Genomic DNA, 23,281 nt, shown 5'->3' on the forward strand with positions numbered 1-23,281 from the left:
CTCACCTCAGTTGCTCTTCAATTGCAGGGCGGGCGCGATCTGGCAGGCGCGCCAGGCCGGCAGCAGGCCGGCCAGCAGGGTCGCGCACACCGCCAGCACGAAAGTGGTGAACAGCATGCTCAGGTCCAGGTGTGCCAGCGCGGCGTAATCCGAAGGCCGCTGCCGCACCAGCCACAGACCGAACATCGCCAGCAGCAGGCCACCGATGCCGCCGACCAGGCCGACCACGCCGGACTCGATCAGCAGCTGCGCGAACAGCGCGCGCCGCGACGCGCCCAGCGCGCGGCGCACGCCGAGCTCGGCCGCGCGGCGCATGAACTTGGCCAGCATCAGCCCCACCGTGTTGACCAGGCAGACCAGCAGGAAGCCGAACGCCAGACCGTTCTGCAGGCGCACGTCGTCGGGCACCACCATCTGGTAGTCGAGCCACTGCATCACGCTGCGCAGGCGCACGTTCGGCGCACGCTGGAAGCGGCCCAGCGCCTTCTGGTCCTGCGAGTAGTGCGCCAGAAACTCCTTGTACGCCGCTGCTTTCGCGGGGCTGTCCAGCTGCACCCAGAACTGCAGCCACACGCAGTCATCCGAAGGCAGGATGCTGCCGACGCCACCGCCGCCATTGCCCCAGCAATCGGTCGATCCGCCGCGATCCAACCGCAGCTCCAGCATGGTCTGCAGCGGCAGGAACACCTGCTCGCCATAGGCGTAGGAGCCCGTGTTGAGATCATAGAAATGCGGGTTCGGCTGCCAGCTGTCCAGCACGCCCACCACGCGGAACGAGGTGCCGGCCATGCGCAGCGTGCGGCCCACGCTGTTGGCCCCGGCAAACAGCTTGTCGTTGAGCGATTTCGCGATCACCACCTCGCGCGCCTTGGCCTCGCCGTCCGCCTCGGTCCAACCGTGGCCGTACAGGAACGGCGCGTCGAACATGCTGAAGAAATCCGCCGTGGTGTAGCGTGCTTCGACATAGAACGGATCGAGCGAGGACTGCTCCGGCTGCAGCGGCACCGAGCCGCCGGTCATCAGCGCCTGGTGATCCGCACGCGCGGCATGGAGCAGGTTCAGGCCATCGATCAACGTGAGCTGATCCGGCGGCTCCTTGCTCGGGTACATGCCCTTGATGTCCTGCGGGTCGACCTGCGGGTAATACAGCTGCGCGCTCTTGCCCGGCAGCGGATCGCCCGAAAGCACATGCAGTACGGTCAATGTGGTCATGCTGGCGCCGATACCGAGCGCGATCGCCAGCACCATCAGCATGGTGAGTGCCCGGTTGCGCCGCAGGCTGCGCAAGGCCAGATCAAGGTAGTAGGCGAACATCTTCAGTTGCTCCGTTGCGTTCATGCACCCCATCTCCCGGGGCAAGGCAAAGCCGTCAAACCGCCCGCGTCGCCACCACCGGCGGCACTTTGGAAGCGCGCCGCGCCGGCACGAACACCGATGCCTGTCCGATCGCCAGCATCACCAGCACGCCGGCAAACACATACGGTGGTGGAATGCGCGGCATCTCGTAGTGCGCCATCAGCCACAGGTTGAGAGCCACCGCGAGCAGCACGCCCAGCACCGCGCCGATGCCGGCGATAAATAGGTTCTCTGTCTGGAAATGACGCAGGATGTCGAGCCGTCGCGCTCCCAGCGCGCGACGGATGCCGATCTGCCGCCGTCGCTGGCCGACCCAGAAGCTGGTCAACCCGACGATCCCGGCGGCGGTGACCATCAGCAGGATCAGGCAGACGATGCCCAGCACGATCACGGTGCCACGATCTCCGCGGTAGGCCTTGAAGCGGATCTCGCGCATCGTTTGCAGGCCCCAGGTGTCCGGCATGTCGCGCAGCGGGTCGATCGCGAACAGCGCATCTCGCGCAGCGCGCATCACGGCTTGCTCGCGCCCGGGCCGCACGCGAAGCGCGTAGCTGGCTGAGGCGCCATCGAGACGTACCGGCATCAGGATCGAATCGTAGGCCCAGTCGCGCCCCCATTCGGCCAGGGTGGGCGTCTGCAGCAGCGCTACGATGCCGATGATGGTGATGGGGTGCCGGTTGACGTAGATCGTCTTGCCCAGCGCGCCGCCTGCCGGAAACAACTGGTCGGCCACCGCGCGACTGACGATACAGACCGCGGGTGTCTGGACACTGCGCAGCATGTGGTGGTCGATTTCTTCCGGGTTGAAATTGCGCCCGGCCACCAGCCGCAGGCCCAGCGTCGGCAGCATATGGTCGTCGCCGTAATACAGCGCGGCCTGGCCCATTGCCCGCTTCTGGTTGGCGTCGCGCCGTAGGTCGCCGCTCCAGATCGCTCCCTGCAACGGCATGCTGTCGCTGGCCGCCACGTCGATCACCCCGGGCAGGCGACGCAGGGCTTCGAGGTCGGCGCGCTGCATGGCGTCGAGCTTGTCCACGCCGGCGGGCGTGCCGGCATCGGGTGCGTCCAGCCAGGTCTGCGAAATGCGGATCAGCCCTTGCTCTTGCACGCCGCTCGGGCGCCGCATCCGTTCGATGCGCTGGCCGACGATGAATAGCGCGTTGCACACGATGGCCAGCGTCAGGGCGATCTGCACGACGATCAGCACGATGCCGGCCATGTGCCGTTTCCAGGTCCGGAAAATGGGATGCATGGTCATGGCGGTCAGTCCGACTTGAGTTGCCAGGCAGGCTGCACCCTTGCCGCGCGGAACGACGGGTACAGGCCGGCCAACACCGTGCAAAGCACGGCCACCACCACAGTGGTCACCAGCAGGCGCACGTCCAGCGTGGCAAGCGCGGCAAGACGAGGCTGCAGCACTGCGCCGATGCCCAGCACACCCAGGCCTGTCAGCAACAAGCCAAGCGCGCCGCCGGCCAGGCCCACTATGGCCGCTTCGGTAAGGAACTGGGCGTAGATCGCGCCGCGCCCGGCGCCCAGCGCGCGGCGCACGCCGATCTCACCGCTGCGTCGGAGAAACTTGGCCAGCAGCAGCCCAACCGTGTTGAACAAGCAGACGACCAGCAGGCCGACAGCCACCAGAAACGATACGCGCGTGTCGCCAGGCACCACCTGCTCGGCCGCCAGAAAGGCCGGAAGATCGCGCAGCCGGTTGTTTGGCGCGCCCAGGAAGCGGCCCGCGCGGCGTTGCATAGCCGCGTAATCGTCGAGGTATTGCCGGTAGGCGCGTACCCGGGCCGGCGTATCCAGCTCGGCAAGAAAAGTGATCCACACGCACTCGGAACGCTGCAACCCGGCGAAACCCGGCGAGGACGGTTCGGCGTCGCAGGCGGTACGCCCGTTCTCGAGATCGCCCGCGATCGCTCGCGTGAAAGGCACGAACAGCGCGGGCCCTTCGCGGGTGTAACCGCCTGTGCCGAACACGTCGTAGTACGCCGGCTGCGGATTCCAGTCGTCGATGACACCGACCACACGGTAATCATGGCCGGCAATGTCCAGGCTGCGCCCGACGCTGTTGGCGCCGCCAAAAGCCTTGTCGTTGAGCGCGCGGCTGATTACCACTACCGGCGCGGCGGCCGCGTCCTCTGCAGCGCTCCAGCCTTGCCCGTAGAGGAACGGCAAGTCGAGCATCGGGAAAAACTCTGCATAGACAGCGTAACCGCCCAAGGTGAGTGGATGCTGCCCGGCGCGCGCCGGAAACACCGCCGGCGCAATCTCGTAGATCGCTGACTGGCGCAACGCGCGATGATCGCGCATCAGCGCGAGCGCATCGGTATAGGTGAGCGCATCCGGTGGCTCGCCGTCGCCGCTGCGGGCCGAGCTGGACCAGATGTCCATCTGCGGCACGAACAGTTGCGACGACTTCCACGGAATCGGGTCGCCCGAGGCGGCCCGGAACACCGACCATGTCGTCATGCATGCCGACACACCAAATCCGACGGCCAGCACCATCAGCGCCGTCAGGCCGGGACTTCGCTTCAGGCTGCGGAACGCCAGTTCGAGGTAATAGGCGAACAATTCCATCCCCTTGGTTGTCCTCCCCTCCCCTCCCCTGCACGCAGGGAAGGGGAGGAAACATCACACTGCCCGCGTCGCCGTCACCGGCGGCACATTCGACGCACGCCGCGCCGGCACGAACACCGCGAGCTGCCCGAGCACGAGCATCGCCAGCACACCCGTCATCACGTACGGCAGCGGGATGCGCGTCATCTCGTAGTGCGTCATCAGCCAGGTGTTGAGGCCCACCGCCAGCAGCACGCCCAGCACCACGCCCGCGCCGGCAATCAGCAGGTTCTCGATCTGGAAGTAATGCAGGATGTCGACCTTGCGGGCGCCGAGCGCGCGGCGTACGCCGATCTGCCGATGCCGCTGGCCGACCCAGAAACTGGTGAGGCCGACGATGCCCGCCGCCGTGACGCAGAGCAGGATCAGGCAGACCACGCCCATCAGGATCGCCATGCCGACGTCGGCGCGATAGGCACTGGCACGGATGTCGGCGAACGACTTGACGCTTTCATCGTCGTCCAGCACGCGCATCGGATTGACCGCATACAGCGCCGCGGGTACGGCGCGCATCGCTGCATCTCGCCGGCCCGGTTTGGCGCGTACCACATAGCGTGCATAGCTCGAATCCAGCCGGGTCGGCACCAGGGTCGAGTACCAGGTAAAGGCATTGCCCCAGCTTCCGGTGCTTGGAATCTGCAGGCGTTCGACCACGCCTATGATGGTGCTCGGCGCAGTGCTGCCATCCGAATAAATCACCTTGCCGACCGCATTGCCCTGCGGGAACAGCTTGTCGGCCAGCGCCTTGGTCACGATCACGACCGGACGGTCACGCTGGTCGCGTGCACCCTGATGCTGCACATCGCCGGCATTGAAAGCGCGGCCCGTCACCAGGTGCAAACCCAGCGTGGTCAGTGCCTGCTCGTCGGTAAAGTAGTACGCCGTGCGCGTGCCACCTTTGCTGCCCAACTGGGCTCCGGGCTTGAGCGACAGCGAGCCGGTCCATGAGGAATTGAGCAGGGGCACGGAATTGCTTGGCGCCACCGAGGCCACGTCGGGCAGGTTGCGCAGCGCGGCCAGATCTTCCCGCTGCATCACGTCGAGTTTTTCCACCCCGGCCGGGTCGTCTCCGCTGGGCGCACCCACCCATTGCTGGGTGACCAGGAAAAGATCGTTCTCGTCCAGTCCGGTGGGCCGGTTCACCCGCTCGACACGCTGGCCGATGATGAACACCGCATTGCAGACGATCGCCAGGGTCAGCGCGATCTGCAATGAGATCAATACCACGCCGGCCTTGTGTTTGCGCAATGCCGCAAGAATGGGATGCATTGTCATGAGGGTTTTCCTTTCGCTGCCCTATGAAACCGGCTTTTATTGGGAGTACGGCCACGGATGGCCGCTTTCGTGCGCATGCAGAACGTGTCAATTACTCTTGAGCTGCCACGCGGGTTGCACGCGTGAAGCACGGAAGGTGGGATAGAGTCCGGCCAGGGTGGTCGCGATGACGGCCACCAGCAGGGTCAACGCGAGCAGGGAGAAGTCGATCCGTGCCAGCGCGGCGATGTCCTTCGGCAACACCCAACTCACGCTGACCACGCCAACACCAGTCAACAGCAGACCCAGCACGCCACCGGCCAGACCGATGATGCCGGCCTCGGTAAGGAACTGCGCATAGATCGCCAGGCGCGGCGCCCCCAGCGCACGCCGCACGCCGATCTCGCTGCTGCGGCGCAGGAATTTCGCCAGCAGCAGGCCTGCCGTGTTGACCAGGCAGGCGAGCAGCAGGCCGAGCGCGACCAGCAGCGACACCTTGGTATCGCTGGGCACCACGTGCTGGTTGTCCAGCCATGCCGGGAGGTCGCGCAGACGGTTGTTCGGCGCCCAGCCAAAGCGGCCTGACTGCTGCGCGTCGTGCGCATAGCCATCGAGATATTGCTTGTAGGCCGTTACTGCCGTTGCGTCGTCCAGCTCGGCCATGTAGGCGATCCACACGCAGGCCGAATGCTGCAGGCCGACGAAACCCGATTCGGTCGGCACCGCGTTGCAATTGGTGTTGCCGTCGTTCGGCAAGCCCACGGCGATGGCCCGCTGGAACGGCAGGAACACGTCCTCGACACCGGTGGAGAAGCCGCCGCTGTTGACCACATCGAAGAAGCGCGGCTGCGGGTTCCAGTCGTTCAACACACCCACCACGCGTTAGTCCTTGCCCTCGATGTTCACCGTCTTGCCCACGCTGTTGTCGCCGCCGAACAGCTTCTGGTTGAGCTTGCTGCTGATCACCGCCACCGCGGCGCGTTGCGTGTCGTCGTCGGCGCTCCAGCCGCTGCCGTACAGGAACGGCACGTCCAGCATCGGGAAGAACTCGCTATACACCGCGTGACCGCTGACGTTGATCGGGTGCTTGCTGGCATCCGCCGGCACGATCGACGGGGAGATCTGGTACATCGCCGACTGCAGCTTGGCGCGGTGATCGCGCATCAAGGTGATCGCGTCGTTGTAGTCCATCGCATTCGGCGGCTCGCCGTCGCTGCCGCGTCCGTTCGGGCCCCAGTTGTCGATCTGCGGCACGAACAGCTTCGACGACTTCCACGGAATCGGATCGCCGGACACCGCACGGAACACCGACCACGTGGTCATCGAGGCGGCCACGCCGAAGCCGATTGCCAGCACCATCAGTGCAGTGAGGCCGGGGCTGCGCCGGAGGCTGCGAACAGCCAGTTCAAGGTAATAAGCAAACATGTGTCCACCCTCCGTTGACCCCTTCCTGCACTCAGGCGGGGTGTAAAGTTTTCAAGTCGAACGCGTGGCTTCCACCGGCGAAACGCGCGAGGCACGCAAGGCCGGCCCCAGCACCGCACCCTGGCCTAGCAGCAGCAACACGATCACTCCGGCGCCGACATAGCCCATCGACAGCCGCGACATCTCGAACCGGGTCACCATCCACAGGTTGATGCCGACCGCCAGCACCGTGCCGGCGAGCACGCCGCCAACGCTGATCAGCAGGTTCTCGGTCAGGAAGTAATGGAGGATGTCGCTGCGCGTGGCACCCAGCGCGCGGCGCACGCCGATCTGCTTGCGGCGCTGGCCGACCCAGAAACTGGTGAGACCGACGATGCCCGCCGCCGTGATGGCCAGCAACACCACGCTGATGATGCCCATCAGGATCGCCATGCCGCGGTCGCTGTCGTAGGCACGCTGGCGTATCTGGGCGAAGCTCCCGCCATTCTTGGGATCGAAGACGCGCATGCGGCTTTGCGCGTACAGCGCCTTGGGCACCTCGCGCATGGCATCGGCGAGCTGGCCCGGTTTGGAGCGCACGATGTAGTAGAGGCCATCGGTGTCTTCGCGTATCGGCCACAGCAGGGATTCGTACGCGTAGGGTTTGCTCCAGTTCGACACGTTTTGCCGCTGCAAGCGTTCGACGATGCCGATGATGACGCTCGGCGTGGTGGTCATCGAGTAGATGGGCTTGCCCAGCGCCGAACCGTCCGGGTACACATGGTCGGCCAGCGCCTTGGTCACGATCACCACGGGCGGGATCACCACCTGGCGCGATGCCATCTGCATGATTTCGGAGGCGTTGAAGTTGCGCCCGGCAATCAGCTTCACGCCCAGCGTATCGAGCATGTGCTCGTCGCCCATGTACACCGATGCGTCGGTGGTCGGCTTGAGCTGCTCGGGCGTGCGCATCACGAAGTTGTCCCAGTTGCCGCCACTGAGCGGATAGCCATCGCTGGGCGAGGCATCGCGCACGCTGGGCAGCTGCCGCAAGGCAGCCAGGTCGGCCAGGATCTGCGCATCGACCTGTGCCGGCGACCAGTGACCCGCCCACTGGTTGGCCACTACCAACAGGTTCGCTTCATCGATGCCGGTCGGCTCGGAGAGATGCGCCACCCGTTGCCGGATGATGAACAACGCATTGCAGACGATCGCCAGGGTCAGCGCGATCTGCAGGGCGATCAGCACGGTGCCGGCCTTGTGCTGGCGCAATGCGGCGAGGATGGGTTTGATCTGCATGCTCATCGGCGTCGCCTCAATTGGCCTTGAGCTGCCAGGCCGGCTGTACCTGCGCCGCGCGCCAGGCCGGGTAGAACGCCGCCGCCATCGTGGCGAACACCGCAACCGTCAGGGTCAGCCCCACCAGCGAAAGGTCCAGGTGCGCCAGGCGTGCGATCTCCGGATTGAACAGCAGGCTTACTCCGCAAATGCCCACGGCCGTCAGCAGCAGGCCGAACACGCCGCCGGCCAGGCCCACCGTGGCTGCCTCGATCAGGTATTGCGCATAGATCTCCCGGCGCGAGGCACCCAGCGCACGGCGCACGCCGATCTCGCCGGCACGGCGCAGGAACTTGGCCAGCAGCAGGCCGATCGTGTTGATCAGGCAGATCGCGAAGAAGCCCAACGCCACGATCAGCGAGATGCGGCTCTCCGCCGGCACCACCTGCTGGTAGTCGAGCCACTGCGCCACATCGCGCAAGCGCACATTGGGGGCCCAGGCGAAGCGTCCGGCACGCTGCTGGTCGGCTGCGTAGTCCTCCAGGAAACGGCGATAGGCCGATACGTCCGACGCACTGTCCAGCTCCACCCACGGCGTGACCCACACGCAGTTGCTTTGCAACCAGTCGTTCCAGCCCGCAAAGTTCATATGTCCCCGGCAGCTGTTGCCGCTCGGGTTGACCTGCACATCCATCGCGCGGGTGAACGGCAGGTAGAAATCCGTGGGATCCTGGAAACCGCTGCCATTGAACAGCGCAAAAAAGCGCGGTTTGGGGTCCCAATGCCGGGCAACGCCGACGACGCGATAGTCATGTCCGTCCAGCGTGATTTCGCGGCCTACGCTATTGGCGCCGCCGAACAGCTTCTGGTTGAACTCCTCACTCAACACCACCACGGCCGCGCGGCTGTCGTCCTCCGCCGCGCCCCAACTCCTGCCGTAGAGGAACGGCACCTCGAACATCGGAAAGAAATCGCCGTATACCGCATAGCCATTCGCGGCGACCGGCAGGCTCTGGCTGCCTTCCGGCAGCACCGACATGCTCACGCCATACAGGAACGTCTGCCGCGTAGCCCGATGCGCACGCATCAATGCCATGGCATCGATGTAATTCAACGCGTCGGCGGGCTCGCCCTTGCTGTTCTGCTGCGGTCCCCAGCCATCGATCTGCGGGATGTAAAGTCGTGCGGACTTGTCCGGTATCGGGTTGCCCGACACGGCACGAAACACCGAGTACGTGATCATCGACGCCGCCACGCCAAAGCCGATCGCCATCACCATCAGCGCGGTGAGTGCCGGATTGCGCCTGAGGCTGCGCAGGCCGAGGTCAAAATAGTACGCGAACATGGTCCAGGCCTTCGCGTCGATACCCGTGCTCCCGGCGCAGCGCAGGATGCGGATGAATGCAGTTCATTGCAGCAGCCTGTTGACGTCTTCCAGGTCGTCCACGCCGATGCTGCCGGCAGCCTGCTTGAGCAGCAGCTTGTTGAGGATGAACTGGTGGCGCACGACGATGTACTCACTCTGCACGTTGGCCAGCTGCTCGATGGCGAACACCACGTTGGTCAGGCTCTGCGTGCCGATCTCGTAGCCGGCGCGCATCGATGCCAGCGACTTGCGCGCGGCATCGACCGAGGTGCGTGCGGCGTCGACCTGCTCGATGCCATCCACCACCAGGTTGTAGTAGTTGTCGGCGTTCCGCGCGGCCTGGCGTCGTTGGGTTTCCAGCACGCCCTGGTCCTCGTCACGCTGCGCGATCGCCTGACGCACCTGCGACTGAGTGAGCCCACCGCTGAAGATCGGCACGCTGAGGGTCAAGCCGACGGTGGTCACGCCGGGACCGTACGCGGCGGCACCGGGCACCGCGCGGGACCAGCTGCCGAACTTGCCGTACTGCACGCTGGCATTGAGCGTGGGCAGATGCCCGGCGCGCGCGGCTGACACGCGATGTTCGTCCGCCGTCACCGCGTAGCGCGCAGCCAGGATGACCGGGTTGCTCTCCATCGCCGCGTCCACCCATGCCTTGGCATCGGCCGGCGCGGGTGCCTGCATCGGCAGATCCTCGCGCAGCTTCTTCAGCGTCTCGGTCGGCTTGCCGGTGATCTGCTCCAGCCCGCGCTGCGCGTCCTTCAGGTTGACCTGCGCACTGATCCGCTGCGACTTGATGTAGAGGTAATAGGCCTCCGACTGGCTCACGTCCGACGCCGTGGCCAGCCCGTTCTTCATGCGCACGCTGGACTGGTTGAACTCCTGCTTGTACGCGTCCTCGTACGAGCGATAGACGTCCAGGGTGTCCTGCGCCACCAGCACGTTGAAGTAGGCGTTGCAGACACGTACGTAAAGGTTCTGCAGTGCGGCACGATACGTTTCGTCACCCGAGTCGCGGCTGGCCCGCGCGGCCTTCAGGTTGGCGATCGCGGACAGATTGATGATCGGCTGGCTGAGCGTCGTGCTCAGATCGCGTTCGCGCGTGTAGCCACTCGAACCGGTGGACACGATGTTGCCACCGGAACTGGTGACCGAACCGTTGCCGCCGCGGATCTGCTCCAGCCCCAACCCCACCGACAACTGCGGCAGCAGTGCCGAGCGCGCCTGCGGCACGCCCTCGGCAACCACCAGGCGCGCTGAATCGGCCGTACTCAGCACCGGGTCGTTGGCGATGGCCTGACGGTAGGCATCCATCAGATCCTCGCCGTGACCCGGTATCGGCATCAGGCCAAGACAAAGCAGCAGGGGCAAAAGCTTGACGCGCATGGAGGGTTCTCGCCTTCGGGGTTGGATCGGCATGAATGAACGGAACATCAGCCCGAATGGGCTTCGCTGCGCACATGCCCGGTGGCGTGGAAGCGCGGATCCTCGGACAGATCCACCACCTGGCCGTCGATGATGTGCACGTTGCGCTGCGCACGCGCGGCCAGTTCGGGATCGTGCGTCACCATCACGATGGTGGCGCCCTCGCGGTGGATCTCCTCCAGCAGCTCCAGCACGCCACGCGCCATCTGCGTATCCAGGTTGCCGGTCGGCTCATCCGCCAGCAGCAGGCGCGGCGAGCCGGCCAGTGCACGCGCGATCGCCACACGCTGCTGCTGACCGCCGGACAGTTCGGCCGGGTAGTGCTTGGCCCGCGAGGCCAGGCCCACCCGCTCGAGCGATTCCATGATGCGCTGCTTGCGTTCGGCCGACTTCATGCCGCGGTAGCGCAGCGGCACCTCGATGTTGTCGAACACGTTGAGGTCGGGGATCAGGTTGAAGGCCTGGAAGATGAAGCCGATCTTCTCGTTGCGGATCTTCGAGCGGGCATTGTCGTTGAGGTTGCTCACCTCGATGCCGTCAAGGTGGTACTCGCCGCCGCTGAAGGTCTCTAGCAGGCCCGCGATGGTCAGGAAGGTGGTCTTGCCGGAGCCGGACGGACCGGTCACGGCGACGAACTCGCCCTCTTTCACGTCGATGTTGAAATCGCGCAGCGCATAGGTCTCCACCACTTCGGTGCGGTAGACCTTGGACAGGTGGGTCATCTTCAGCATGGTTGTTCCTCGGTGGTTGGAATCGGAAATCGGGAAAAGCGTCGATCTGGTGTCACTGCACAAATCAGTTGCTGATCGCAACCGTCTGGGCGCTCTTGAAGCTGTCGGTACCCGAGATGACGATGCGGTCGCCTTCCTTCAGGCCATCGAGAATCTCCACCTTGTCGATGCTGCTGGCACCGACGCGGATCGGGGTCTTGGTGGCGATGCCGTTGCGCACCACGTAGGCGTAGCTGCCGCCGGATTCGTCGACGAACGAGCCGCGCTGCACGGTCAGCACGTTGTCGCGCTTGTCCAGCAGCACACGCACGGACAGGCGCTGGTTCTGGCGCAACTGCTTCGGGGTCTGGCCGTCGAAGCGCAGCCGCGCCGCCACTTCGCCATTGACCACTTCGGGCGAGATCGCGCTGACCAGGCCCTTCCAGACATTGCCGTTGCCGCTGATCTCGCCGGACATGCCGATACCGAGATCGCGCGCGAAGCTTTCCGGCACCTGCATCTCGACCTGCAATGCCGACAAGTCGATCACGCTGAGCAGTTGCGCGTCTTTCGCTACCGTGGCGCGTTCGGCGATGAACAACTGGCCGACCTGACCATCGACCGGCGATTTCACATTCAAGTCGTCGACCTGGCGCTGCAGGTCCTGCACCACCAGCAGCTGGTTGTCGTGGGCGAGCTTCTTGGACTGGATGTTGAGATTCAGGCTGTCGTTGTTCATGCCCAGATCGGACTTGGCATGGGCCAGCGTGATGCGCGCCTTTTCCAGCAGGTCCTTGGCTTGATCGACCTCCACGCCTTTGGCGGCACCGGCGGCGAACGCCTTCTGCGTGCGGTCCAGTGTGGTTTCCGCGCTCTTGTCGTCGATCTGCGCGTTGTCGAAGGCCTTCTGAAGGTCGCTGCGCTTGCTGCGCGCGTCGACCTGCGCCTGCAGATAGTCGACCTGCATGGCAGCGGCCTTGGACTGCTCCTGCGCCAGCTTGTTGCGCAGCTCCGGGCTGTCGACCACGGCCAGCACCTGCCCCTTCTTCACCGTGTCGCCCGCATGCACCTGCAGCGTCACCGCACCACCGTAGGTGGCATACAAGGTGGGGCTGACCGCGGCAACCACCTTGCCCTCGGCGGCGATGTCGCGCACGAACGGCCCGCGTTCGACCGTTGCGAATGCCAGTCGCGAACTGCTGACCGAGGCCGACGCCGAAAACAGGCGACCGATGCCTGGCGCCAGCCATGCCAGCAGCCCAAGCACCAGCACGCCAGCACCAAGCAGCACGAACTGGCGCTTGCGGTTGGGTTTGACTTCGACCATGCGGTCTTGTGCGGAAGTATCGCGAATCATCATGCCGTTCCTGGCCGCGGACAGCGCGGTTGCACTGGGGTTGTAGCAATCCGTATGCCAGTCATCAGATGTTGCATATATATAAGCTTTTTCAATTACTTGACGTGTGTCACCGATGCAAATTGAGTGTCCGCGGACAATCCACGGACAAACGGACAGGACGCTGCAGACGGTCACGGCAGCTGGTCCGGAAGCGCCGCATGGCAAGCCCCTTGCCAGCCACACAGATCCGCGCTTAACGTTCCGCAAGTTCAATGACTGGACGCTCCATCGTGCGCAACTCATGGATTACCCGCCGCCGCTCGCCGATGCTGCTTTTGATGACCTTGTCGCTGCTGCTCGGCGGCGCGTGCAGCGCACAGGCCACGGATGCCTTCGTGGTGATTTCCGGGGGAGGCAATCCGGCCAGCAACCACTATTCGCAGTATCTGCAGGCACGCGCCTATGTGACTTATCTGCGCGCGCACTATCCGCACAAGTCGATCTGGACGTTCTTTGGTGCGGGCAACCAGAGCGGGCAGCCACCTGTGCTGTTTGATGTCGAGCAGACCGGCAAGGACGAGAAAGGCCACGACATCACTACCTGGATTGCCGGCGCGCTACCGGACAACCGACCTGCCCGACACGATGAGATCGCACGCGCCTTCCGCGACGAGATTCTTCCCGCGGTCAAGCAGGGCGGCACGCTTTATCTGTTCGTCGGCGACCACGGCGGCCCCTCGGCAGACTCGCCCGGCGAAAGCATCATCAGCCTGTGGGGCTGGAACCGTGATCCGACCATTCCCTACGGCTGGCGCGACTACCGCTACTCGGAAACCCTGGGCGTCGCCGAACTCCGCCGCTGGCTGTCTGCGGGCCTCGGCCGCGGACGGGTGGTATTCGTCATGAGCCAGTGCTTCTCGGGTGGCTTCCACTACCTGGGTCTGCCACGCGAAGAAGCCGCCGACCCGGCGTGGTTCGCCAAGCCGCCCGCCTGGGCCCGTCCGGTCAGCCATCCCTCCAGGTTGCCACCCGCCGCAGGCTTCACCGCGACCGACGATCAATCCTTCGCCTCGGGCTGTACGTCCGATGTGTCGGCGGATCGATGGGCAGGCTATGAGCGTTACATGCCGGAAAACCTGACCGGGCTGGACGTATTCACCCTCAAGCCCGGCAAGTTGCCGATGCGTGCATCGTTTTACGACGCTCACGTACAGGCCGTCCAGGTGGATCAGACGATCGACAAACCGCGCTCGACTTCGGAGCAATACCTTGTGGACTGGGCGCAGACGATCGCACGCATGGAACATGCGCCCGACCTTGCCGCCACGGTCAAACCCGCGCTGGCGCATTTCCGACAGGCGATGGACGGTGCGGCTCCGCAGATCGCCGATGCGGCGCTGCAGGCGCGTGCCGAGGAATTTCGCCACTACGCGGAACGCATGGTACAGGCCAATCCGAACCTGAAAGATCTGCTCCATGCCCCGCAGAGTGAACTCGAATCAGCGATACGACCGCAGCCGACGCGCTCACCCAGTAGTCGTGCGCGCAGATATCCCGACGGCGATACCAACGCGGCGATGAACGATCAGATGCTGTTTGGCAGTCTCTGGGGCAAGACCATCGAGCCGGCATGGCAGCACGCGCTCAACACAGGCGAGTTGTCGAAACTGCCCGCGCCGGTGCTGGCGTACGAGCGCGACCTGGCGAATTTCCGCGAAGCAGCCACAGCAGCGCAGAGCATGGGCAATGAGTCCGCGACCAACCCGGCCAGCGCGATCGATCCGGACTTGTTCGCCTACTACGAAAGCGGCTATGCCGATCCGGCGACCTTCGATCCAGCGCGTGCAAGAGTCATCGCCAGTTGGGACGGCCGTCGTTATCAGGCGATCCTGGCCTGGGCGAAAAAATCCGCCGACGAAAAAGTCAAAGCCGCCGCTATCGTCATGCTGGGCTTGATGCCAGATCTCTCATCCGATCGCGATGACGGTGAAACAGCACCCGCGCAGGCAGGCAAGCCGCGACCGTCGAAACCGCCGAGACCCGACCGCGACATTGCGGCGGCACGCCTGCTGCTGTATCGGCGGGTATTGGCAAGCTGGCAGTTTTTGCTGGAAATGAAGCACAAGCCTGCACTGGAGCAACTTGCCGCCCTCATCGAACTCGAGCGCACGCCATTGCCTGCCCCCACCCGATAACACGCGGCATGCCGATGGCCGCTGGCTCGCCCGATCCGGCGCCATGCCGGATCAGGCAGGGGCCATCATTACGCCGCCCCTTGCAACACGATGGCTTCGGCCTGAGTAATCCTTTTCGCCAGCTGCCGTCCCAGATTCGAAATTGCCTGCGGTTGCGCTGCCTCCAGCACGTTCAAGCCGGCCAATTGGCGATGACTGAAAGAAACCAGACGTGCCTCGCCCGGTTGGAAGCTGCGATACCCATGCAGCAGCCTGGTCGGCGCTTCCATGTCGGCCAATTGCAGCAGGGCGTCCCAAGCCAGGTAGTCCGTGTCGGGCAGCAAATGCAGGCGCGCATGCAGTTGCCCTTCATCGTCCAGACATTCCAGCCATTCGCGCGGGCCATCCCCGGTGATCGCGCTGGCCGCGACAAGCGAGCGGATCAACAGCAAGGGCGCCAGCTCACGATGGGCCAGCAGAACACCGCCGACGCAGGACTCCGCTGCCAGTGCGGTCGGTCGCCCGGGCACGTAAAGCACGCAACCAAGCAAGGGCAGCTGGCGCACGAACCGCTCTGGCGACATGCGCAACCACCGGCGCTGTGCTGGCACAGCGCGGCAGGAATGGCAGATCAGCGACGACGTTGAAGTGGACCAACCAAACACAGGCACCTCCGAGACGGAGCCCGGCTGGCGCCCGTCAGGCGGCGCTGGCGAAAGGCAGTGGGGAACGCGCAGGCAAGACAGACATCTGCGCATGCGACCTCTTCAGGCCGCCCGCAGGGTGCGTTTACTTGGTCAGGATCAGCTTGTCGTTGCGGGTCAGCCGCAGGTGGTACTCGCCACCCTGATGCTGGATCACCAGCTCGCGGCCACCAGCCAGCAGCGACTGGCTGGTGACATGCCGCGTGGCTGCCGCGATGCCCGGCGCGGGTGCGGACCGGCGCCGTGCTGCCAGAGCTTGCGATGATGGGGTCAGCGAGAGAACAGACGTCGACATGGCGGATTCCGCAGGAAGTGGGCGACGTTCAAATAATAATGATTCTCATTTAACTGTCAACCATCCCTTGTCCATGCCTACCCCAGCCGCTCAATCCGCAGCGCCGACCGCCTGCAGGATGCGTCGCGCGATGCCGGCGTCCAGCCGTGGCAGAAGATCCAGCGCCGCCAGGTTCTGCTCCAGTTGTTCGCGCCGGCTGGCCCCGAGCATCACCGTCGAAACATGCTCGTTGAGCAGGCACCAGGCAATCGCCAGTTGCGCCAGGCTGACGCCGAGCTCGCCGGCGATCGGCTGCAGGGCACGCACCTTGTCGATGCGTTCGCTGCCATGACCCAGCACACTTTCGCGCAGCCATTCGTAGCCCGGCTGGGTCAACCGCGAATCGGCCGGCACGCCGTCGTTGTACTTGCCGCTGAGCAAGCCCGACGCCAGCGGCGACCAGATCGTGGTGCCCATGCCATAGGCGGCATACAGCGGTGCATATTCCACTTCGACCCGCGAGCGATGCAGCAGGTTGTACTGCGGCTGTTCCATCACCGGCGCGTACAGGTGATTCTCCCGGGCGACCCGATGCGCCTCGTGGATTGCCTCGGCCGGCCATTCGCTGGTGCCCCAGTACAGCACCTTGCCCTGACGGATCAGCGTATCCATCGCCGCCACGGTTTCCTCGATCGGCGTATCCGGATCGGGACGATGACAGAAATACAGATCCAGATAGTCGACACGCAAACGTTGCAATGCCTGCGTACAAGCCTCCATCACGTGCTTGCGCGACAGCCCGCGCTGGGTCGGCAGCGGTTTGTCGTACGCGCCGAAGAACACCTTGCTGGAGACACAGTAACTGTCGCGCGGAAAACGCAGATCGGCCAGCACATCGCCCATCACCTGTTCGGCCACGCCGTTGTTGTAGGTCTCGGCATTGTCGAAGAAGTTCACCCCGCGATCATGCGCCAGCGCGAGCAGGTCGCGTGCCTGGCTGCGTCCCACCTGCTTGCCGAAGGTGACCCAGGCGCCGAACGACAACGCGGAAAGTTGCAGGCCGCTACGGCCAAGACGACGGTAAAGCATGGGGATGCTCCGATGACGGGGAAGACGGCCAGCATGCCAACAGTTGCGCCGCCGCGTCCATTCCTTGCGCTGAAGGCAGCTGTCACTGCCGACACATCGGCGTAGTCTTGGGCTTTCTCTCGCAGCGGAGTCCGTCATGTCCTCGATCAAAGGCTGGGCCGTCAGCGCCGCCGGTCAACCCCTCGCACTGACCACGTTCGACGTGGGCCCGCTCGGTGCCGAGGAAGTCGAAGTGGCGGTGGACTACTGCGGCATCTGTCATTCCGACCTGTCGATGATCCACAACGAATGGGGCAATGCACGCTACCCGTTCATCCCCGGCCATGAGGCGATCGGCCGGGTCACCGCGCTGGGCGCACAGGCGAAAGGGTTGAGCATCGGCCAGCGCGTCGGCATCGGCTGGACTGCCGAGAGCTGCATGCACTGTCGCCAGTGCCTGTCCGGCGACCAGAACCTGTGCGCATCGTCGGTCGCCACGATCGGCGGCCACCATGGCGGTTTCGCCGACAAGATGCGTGCGCACTGGGCGTGGACGATTCCGCTCCCCGACGGCATCGACCTGGCCAGCGCCGGTCCGTTGCTGTGCGGCGGCATCACCGTGTTCAAGCCCTTCCTTGCCTACGACATCAAGCCCACGGCGCGGGTCGGCGTGGTCGGCATCGGCGGCCTCGGCCACATGGCGATCAAGTTCGCCGCGGCATGGGGTTGCGAGGTCACCGCATTCACTTCCACCGCCGCCAAGGCCGACGAGGCACGCGGCTTCGGTGCGCATCACGTGGTGGCCAGCCGCGACTCCGGTGCGATCAAGGCGATCGCCGGCACGCTCGACCTGTTGCTGGTCACGGTGAACGTACCGATGGACTGGAACGCGCTGCTCGCCACGCTGGCGCCGAAGGGCCGCATGCACGTGGTCGGCGCCGTGCTGGAACCGATCCCGGTGCCCGCGTTCTCGCTGATCGTCGGCCAGCGCGACATCTCCGGCTCTCCCACCGGCTCACCGGTCGACATCGCCCGCATGCTGGATTTCGCCGCCCGCCACGACATCCGCCCGCAGGTGGAAATGTTCCCGATGGCCAAGGTCAACGAGGCACTGGCCCATCTGGAAGCAGGCAAGGCGCGTTACAGGATCGTGCTCGAAGCCTGATTCGTGCCGTCAACCGTGCCGCTGTACAACTGTACTTGCGGCACGACCTGACCTCCCCGCCACAACACATGGCGGACATGCATCGGCATGAAGATTTAAATCCGCCGCAATACTTACTCGACTTTGAAATCAGCTACCGTGAAAGCGATATTCGCCGCGGAGTTTTCGCGCCCAAGCACGATGGCAAACCCATACTTGTCGAGATAGACCTTGTGGTCTTTGCTGATCACGACACCGTTCAGATTGCTGTATTGACAGTCAAGCTCACGCGCCGTACCCAGTATTTTCGGGTTTATTTCCGACGCCTCGAAACTGCGGCCAAATACACAGCTCGTTTCATTGTGAATGAAATTTCTGGTCTGCCCCACATACCCGGCATCGTATGAAAAATGCAATTCATGGCCGGCTGCAGGCGTGTCGAAATGCGAAATCACCTGAGACTCGCTGATCCGGTTTGCATTGGCCGCAGTCAAGCTCAGACTCTGCCCTCGTACGTAATAAATATTTCTGTAAGTCAGATCCAGCTCCACCATGGTCTGTATGCCATTGCTGGAGAGCGTCGTAACGCCTCGCACGAAACCGTTACCCTCATTCTGGTATACGCCATGGCTCGTGTAGTGAGACACGCCCGTGCCTCCATTCTGTGTGCTGCTGGTAGTCATATCCAGCACCAGGCGGTGAAAGCCGACGGCCTGACTATCCGCATTGACGACGGTTTTTTGAACCTGGTCCGGCAGCGTTGCAGGGGTGAATTCGCGACTCGCATAGCCATCGAGATCCTGCATGATCGTTTTGACTGGAACCAAGCTCTGATTGACCGGCCTCGCTGCATTTTGCACGCACCCATTGAGCAGGCCGACCACTGCCACGACCATTACACAACCCGTAGTCTTTCCCATGTGCATCGTGGATCCCCTGTGAACTCGATGAAAGAGCAAAGTCGAAACAACTTTGCAACACACAACCATTCGACGAATCGATAATCTCTGCCAAGCCTTTCAAAGATTGCCGTCATCAAAATTCGTCGCGCAATTTATTGCGCCTGCAAGCCTGGATCGGCCAGCCGGGCTGGATTATACGGAAACCGCGATGAGTCCGATGCGCTCATCTCAACACTGCCTATTCCGAAAATGGACGGCGCTCTATATCAGTGCGTGCAACAGCCAACCAAGCAGGATCGCAGCAAACACACCAGCAACCACATCGTCGACCATCACGCCCATGCCGCCCTTCAGATGCCGGTCCAGCCAGCTGATAGGCCACGGCTTCCACACATCGAACAGCCGGAACAGCACGAAACCGGCCAGCAGCATCCACCATGCGAATCCGCTGGCTGGCAGCAGCGCGGGCAGCAACAGCGGGATCAGCGCGACCCACTGTCCGATGAATTCGTCCCACACCAAGCTGCGATGATCGTCGACGCCAAGTGCACGGCCGGCCACATTGCATGCCCACACGCCGACGGCAAAGCCGATCAGCAGCACAGCCAGATAGATCGGCAACGGCAGCTCACGCAGCAACAGCCATGGCAACAACGCCGCCAGCGAGCCGAACGTGCCTTGCGCCACCGGCGTCAATCCCGAACCGAAACCGCACGCCAGCCAACCCGCTGGCGTGGCCAGCAAGGCCCGACGTTGTTCGGCGCCGAGGGTCTTCCTGGCACTCAAGCGAAATGCTCCCAGCCGGATCGGCCCATGTTCAACCATTCATCGTCCGAGCCGCGTACACGCACGCCACTGCCTTCCACGATGCGACCGATCCGCGTCACGCCACAGCCAAGCCGCGAGAGATCCGCCTGCACGTCGGCCAGCCGCTGCACCGGCACGGTGAAGCACAATTCGTAATCGTCGCCGCCGCTGAGCGCGAAATGCAGCGCGGTCGCCTCATCGTGCAGACCGAGCAAGGCCGAGGAACGCGGCAGCAATGCCGCCTCGATTTCGGCACCGACGCCACTGGCCGTGCAGATGTGCCCGAGATCGGCGAGCAGGCCATCGGAGATATCGGCGCAGGCACTCGCCTGCCCACGCAAGGCGGCGCCTGCAGCCAGCCGCGGCACGGGGCGATTGAGCCGTTCGATCAGGAATTCGCGCAGACTGCTGCGCGGGTCGTCGTCGCGCCACGGATGCTGCAGGGCGTGCAGCCCGGCGGCAGCATCGCCCAGCGTACCGGTGACCAGCACCGCATCGCCGACGTGCGCGCCGGCGCGCGTGAGCGCCTTGCCCGGCGGCACGAAGCCGTGCACCGCCACACTGATGCAAAGTGGTCCGCGGGTGGTGTCGCCACCGACCAGAGCAAGCCGGTGCGGTTGTGCCAGCTCGGCGAAGCCTTCGGCAAAGCCTTCCACGAAGGCGGCATCGGGCGTGGGCAGCGTCAGCGCCAGCAATGCCCAGGCCGGACTCGCGCCCATCGCCGCAAGATCGGACAGGTTCACCGCCAGCGCCTTCCAGCCGATGTCGGCCGCGGCCGTACCACGCGGGAAATGCACGCCATCGACCAGGCTGTCGATCGCCACGGCCAGTTCCTGGCCGGCTGGCACGGCGAGCACGGCGGCGTCATCGCCGATACCCAACCGCACATCGTCGCGCGACTGCGCCGTGTGACGACGGATCAGTTCAATCAGATCGAATTCCATCAACGGATCGCCCGGCGGGAAACTGGCTAGCGGGTAAAAACGAGGGTGGGACTGTCGTGGTAGACGGTCTGCTGCCACAACCGGAACCCGGCTTTTTCGGCCACCCGGATCGACGGCAGGTTCCCGGGCGAGATGATGCACACCACGCGCAGCTCGGGGCGATGCGCCTGGCCCCAGGCGGCGATCGCCGCCACTGCCTCGCTCGCATAGCCGTTGCCATGCGCGTGCGGCGCCAGCACCCAGCCGAATTCCAGCATGCCCTGCAGCGACGGCTGCATGTCGCGCCTGAAATCGGCAAAGCCTATATCGCCGATGTAACGGCCACTGCACTTCTCCTCGACCGCCCAGTAGCCGTAACCGAGCAGACTCCACAGGCCGACGTACTGCAGCAGGCGCTTCCACACTTCCTCGGCCGTGGACGGGCGGCCACCGATGTAACGGACCACCTCGGGATCGGACCAGATCGCCGTACACGCAGCATGATCTTCCGCGCGATGCGCACGCAGCCGCAGCCGTTCGGTCTCGATCACCGGCACCAGTTCGACCGACGGCCAACCTGCCCCGGCGGCGGACATCAGCCCCGCTTCTCGACGACACGCAGCTCGGCGGCCAGCTTGTCCAACACCCCGTTGACGTAGCTGTGGCCGTGGTCGGCGCCGAATCGCTTGGTGACCTCGATCGCCTCGTTGATGATCACGCGATACGGCACGTCCGGGCGGAACTTCAGCTCATACGCGGCCAGGCGCAGTGCGGCGCGTTCGATCGGATCGATCTGTGCCACTTCGCGATCGATGTGCGGGCGCAGGCTGGCGTCGAGTGCATCGACGTTGTGCTCCACGCCGTGCAACAGATCCTCGAAGTATTCGAGGTCGGCCACTTCCATGTCCTGCTCGTGGCGGAACTGGTCGATCACCGCGTTCATGTGGCTGCCGCTCAGCTGCCACGCGTACAGCGCCTGCAGCGCGCGGCGCCGTGCGCGCGAGCGTGCAGCGAGATCGATACCTTGCGGACGCTGGTTCATCACAGCTTCCCGTACAGGTTGACCATCTCGAGTGCGGCGATCGCCGCATCGGCACCCTTGTTGCCGGCCTTGGTGCCCGAGCGCTCGATCGCCTGCTCGATGCTGTCGGTGGTCAGCACACCGAACGCCACCGGCACGCCGGAGCTATAGGCTGCCTGGGCCAGGCCCTTGGCGCATTCGCCGGCGACATAGTCGAAATGCGGGGTGGAGCCGCGGATCACCGCGCCGAGCCCGATCACCGCGGCGTACTTGCCGGAGTTCGCCAGCTTGTGCGCGGCCAGCGCGATCTCCCACGCGCCCGGCACGCGGATCAGATCGATAGCGTCGTCCTTCACGCCATGACGCACCAGGGCGTCGCGGGCGCCGGCCACCAGCGGCTCGACGACGAAGCCGTTGAAGCGGCCGGCGACGATGGCAAAACGGCCTTTCGGCGTGGCGAAATCGCCTTCGATGATCTTCATGGATTGCAGTTCCTGTGGGCGCAAGCCCATGCGGGCCAGCTATTTTACGGGTTTTCGAGCGGGCTGGCCGGCACCGGTCGGGCGAGATGGGGATAACCGTGGAAATCAAGCCGCGCCTGACCACCGGATACACGCAGCCGCGCGGGGACCCCGAACGGCAAGGTGAACTTGTCCGGCTCGTGGCCAAACGGCAGGTTGGCGATCACCGGTACCCGGGTCAGCTTGCTGATCTGGGCAAACCCGGCGGCGAGGTCGTAACCGTTGTCGTAGGCACTGGGCCGGCACGCGCTGAAGTCGCCCAGCAGCAGGGCGCGCTGCCGATCCAGCACGCCGGACAGGTGCAACTGGTACAGCAGTCGCTCAATGCGGAATGGCGGTTCGCCGATGTCTTCGACGAACAGGATGCCGCCGTCGATCTTCGGAAAATATGACGTGCCCAGCAGGCTGCACAGCATCGCGAGGTTGCCGCCCCACAGCGGCCCTTCGACATCCAGCTCGGTCTCGCCAGCCGCGTTCCAGCTGGCTGTGGCCTGCGGCGCGGTGACCGTTTGCCAGAAGTGCTGCCAGGTGAAATTGCTGAAGGCCGCAGCACCGAAATCCGGCCCCAGCATCGGGCCGCCGAAGGTGACCAACCCGCTCCGTGCGTGCAATGCCATCTGCAGCGCCGTGAAATCGCTGTGGCCGACCAGCACGGTGTTCATGCCGCCGAGACGCTCATGCAAGGCGTCGTAGTTGATGTACTCAAGCAGCCGTGTGGCGCCGTAACCACCGCGGATCGACAACGCGATATCCGGCAGCTGCTCGCAGGTCGCCAGCGCATGGAGGTCGGCGACACGCTGTGCGTCACCACCGGCATAACGCAGCTCGGTGCGTTCGAGCACATCCAGCCCACTCACGGCACAACCCGCCGCCTGCAGCCGCTCGACGCCGCGCATCATCGCAGCGCGGTCGTGCGGGTAGCCGGAGGGAGCGATCAGGCGAATGGCGATATCGGACATGGCGCGTCGTCGGTGATGGGAAAGCCTGAG

General features: G+C 64.5%; 21 protein-coding genes and 1 pseudogene. 2 read left to right on the forward strand and 20 right to left on the reverse strand.

Going from position 1 to position 23,281, the window contains the following annotated elements:
- Positions 1 to 6 precede the first annotated feature (6 nt).
- From B0E46_RS01195 to B0E46_RS01240, 10 genes and pseudogenes are all read right to left on the reverse strand, one after another.
- Entirely contained in the window at positions 7 to 1,314 is a 1,308-nt protein-coding gene (locus B0E46_RS01195) for an ABC transporter permease (RefSeq protein ID WP_077554151.1), read from the reverse strand.
- A gap of 55 nt (positions 1,315 to 1,369) precedes the next feature.
- On the reverse strand, positions 1,370 to 2,575 hold the full coding sequence (locus B0E46_RS01200) for an FtsX-like permease family protein (protein ID WP_343124465.1): 1,206 nt from the start codon (positions 2,573 to 2,575) through the stop codon (positions 1,370 to 1,372).
- Between the two features lie 44 nt (positions 2,576 to 2,619).
- The gene (locus B0E46_RS01205) at positions 2,620 to 3,933 is read right to left on the reverse strand and encodes an ABC transporter permease (protein ID WP_077554152.1); all 1,314 of its coding nucleotides are present in this window, start codon (positions 3,931 to 3,933) and stop codon (positions 2,620 to 2,622) included.
- Positions 3,934 to 3,993: 60 nt separating this feature from the next.
- Positions 3,994 to 5,253, reverse strand: coding sequence for an ABC transporter permease (locus tag B0E46_RS01210; RefSeq protein ID WP_077553877.1), 1,260 nt, complete (start codon positions 5,251 to 5,253; stop codon positions 3,994 to 3,996).
- An 87-nt stretch (positions 5,254 to 5,340) separates the two neighbouring features.
- A pseudogene (locus tag B0E46_RS01215) lies at positions 5,341 to 6,657 on the reverse strand (ABC transporter permease).
- 51 nt (positions 6,658 to 6,708) lie between these two features.
- On the reverse strand, positions 6,709 to 7,941 hold the full coding sequence (locus tag B0E46_RS01220) for an FtsX-like permease family protein (protein ID WP_077553878.1): 1,233 nt from the start codon (positions 7,939 to 7,941) through the stop codon (positions 6,709 to 6,711).
- A 10-nt stretch (positions 7,942 to 7,951) separates the two neighbouring features.
- The gene (locus B0E46_RS01225) at positions 7,952 to 9,259 is read right to left on the reverse strand and encodes an ABC transporter permease (protein WP_077553879.1); all 1,308 of its coding nucleotides are present in this window, start codon (positions 9,257 to 9,259) and stop codon (positions 7,952 to 7,954) included.
- Between the two features lie 63 nt (positions 9,260 to 9,322).
- Entirely contained in the window at positions 9,323 to 10,666 is a 1,344-nt protein-coding gene (locus B0E46_RS01230; protein WP_077553880.1) for a TolC family outer membrane protein, read from the reverse strand.
- Between the two features lie 47 nt (positions 10,667 to 10,713).
- Positions 10,714 to 11,436 (reverse strand): ABC transporter ATP-binding protein, encoded by a 723-nt coding sequence (locus tag B0E46_RS01235; protein ID WP_077553881.1) that lies wholly within the window; start codon positions 11,434 to 11,436, stop codon positions 10,714 to 10,716.
- Positions 11,437 to 11,500: 64 nt separating this feature from the next.
- Positions 11,501 to 12,772 carry an efflux RND transporter periplasmic adaptor subunit gene (locus B0E46_RS01240; protein WP_077554153.1) on the reverse strand — a complete coding sequence of 424 codons (1,272 nt, stop codon included), beginning with the start codon at positions 12,770 to 12,772 and terminating at the stop codon, positions 11,501 to 11,503.
- A gap of 254 nt (positions 12,773 to 13,026) precedes the next feature.
- On the opposite strand from B0E46_RS01240, the gene B0E46_RS01245 reads away from it, so the two are divergent.
- Positions 13,027 to 14,949: a hypothetical protein gene (locus B0E46_RS01245; RefSeq protein ID WP_139350372.1), complete on the forward strand. Its 1,923-nt coding sequence runs from the start codon at positions 13,027 to 13,029 to the stop codon at positions 14,947 to 14,949.
- 68 nt (positions 14,950 to 15,017) lie between these two features.
- Here B0E46_RS01245 and B0E46_RS01250 read toward each other — a convergent pair whose 3' ends face one another.
- From B0E46_RS01250 to B0E46_RS01260, 3 genes are all read right to left on the reverse strand, one after another.
- A complete protein-coding gene (locus B0E46_RS01250) occupies positions 15,018 to 15,512 on the reverse strand; it encodes a hypothetical protein (protein WP_139350373.1) in 495 nt (164 codons plus the stop codon).
- Positions 15,513 to 15,717: 205 nt separating this feature from the next.
- Positions 15,718 to 15,927 (reverse strand): hemin uptake protein HemP, encoded by a 210-nt coding sequence (locus B0E46_RS01255; protein WP_077553884.1) that lies wholly within the window; start codon positions 15,925 to 15,927, stop codon positions 15,718 to 15,720.
- Positions 15,928 to 16,017: 90 nt separating this feature from the next.
- On the reverse strand, positions 16,018 to 16,995 hold the full coding sequence (locus B0E46_RS01260) for an aldo/keto reductase (RefSeq protein WP_077553885.1): 978 nt from the start codon (positions 16,993 to 16,995) through the stop codon (positions 16,018 to 16,020).
- Positions 16,996 to 17,131: 136 nt separating this feature from the next.
- On the opposite strand from B0E46_RS01260, the gene B0E46_RS01265 reads away from it, so the two are divergent.
- Positions 17,132 to 18,139, forward strand: a complete 1,008-nt coding sequence (locus B0E46_RS01265; protein ID WP_077553886.1) for an NAD(P)-dependent alcohol dehydrogenase — start codon at positions 17,132 to 17,134, stop codon at positions 18,137 to 18,139.
- 113 nt (positions 18,140 to 18,252) lie between these two features.
- On the opposite strand, the gene B0E46_RS01270 is transcribed toward B0E46_RS01265, so the two are convergent.
- The 7 genes from B0E46_RS01270 to ldcA form a co-directional block, all read right to left on the reverse strand.
- The gene (locus B0E46_RS01270) at positions 18,253 to 19,038 is read right to left on the reverse strand and encodes a hypothetical protein (protein ID WP_139350374.1); all 786 of its coding nucleotides are present in this window, start codon (positions 19,036 to 19,038) and stop codon (positions 18,253 to 18,255) included.
- 243 nt (positions 19,039 to 19,281) lie between these two features.
- Positions 19,282 to 19,806 (reverse strand): phosphatidylglycerophosphatase A, encoded by a 525-nt coding sequence (locus B0E46_RS01275; protein WP_077553888.1) that lies wholly within the window; start codon positions 19,804 to 19,806, stop codon positions 19,282 to 19,284.
- The gene (gene thiL / locus B0E46_RS01280; protein WP_077553889.1) at positions 19,803 to 20,771 is read right to left on the reverse strand and encodes a thiamine-phosphate kinase; all 969 of its coding nucleotides are present in this window, start codon (positions 20,769 to 20,771) and stop codon (positions 19,803 to 19,805) included. Before thiL ends, B0E46_RS01275 begins: the two co-directional genes overlap by 4 nt.
- A gap of 26 nt (positions 20,772 to 20,797) precedes the next feature.
- A complete protein-coding gene (locus B0E46_RS01285) occupies positions 20,798 to 21,346 on the reverse strand; it encodes a GNAT family N-acetyltransferase (RefSeq protein ID WP_077553890.1) in 549 nt (182 codons plus the stop codon).
- Positions 21,346 to 21,792: a transcription antitermination factor NusB gene (gene nusB, locus B0E46_RS01290; protein WP_077553891.1), complete on the reverse strand. Its 447-nt coding sequence runs from the start codon at positions 21,790 to 21,792 to the stop codon at positions 21,346 to 21,348. Before nusB ends, B0E46_RS01285 begins: the two co-directional genes overlap by 1 nt.
- Positions 21,792 to 22,253 (reverse strand): 6,7-dimethyl-8-ribityllumazine synthase, encoded by a 462-nt coding sequence (gene ribE / locus B0E46_RS01295; protein ID WP_077441365.1) that lies wholly within the window; start codon positions 22,251 to 22,253, stop codon positions 21,792 to 21,794. The genes nusB and ribE overlap by 1 nt, the downstream gene beginning before the upstream one ends.
- Positions 22,254 to 22,297: 44 nt before the next feature.
- The gene (ldcA, locus tag B0E46_RS01300; RefSeq protein ID WP_077553892.1) at positions 22,298 to 23,251 is read right to left on the reverse strand and encodes a muramoyltetrapeptide carboxypeptidase; all 954 of its coding nucleotides are present in this window, start codon (positions 23,249 to 23,251) and stop codon (positions 22,298 to 22,300) included.
- Positions 23,252 to 23,281 lie beyond the last annotated feature (30 nt).

This window comes from Rhodanobacter sp. B04, from assembly GCF_002001125.1.
In the GTDB taxonomy this organism is placed as follows: Bacteria; Pseudomonadota; Gammaproteobacteria; order Xanthomonadales; family Rhodanobacteraceae; genus Rhodanobacter.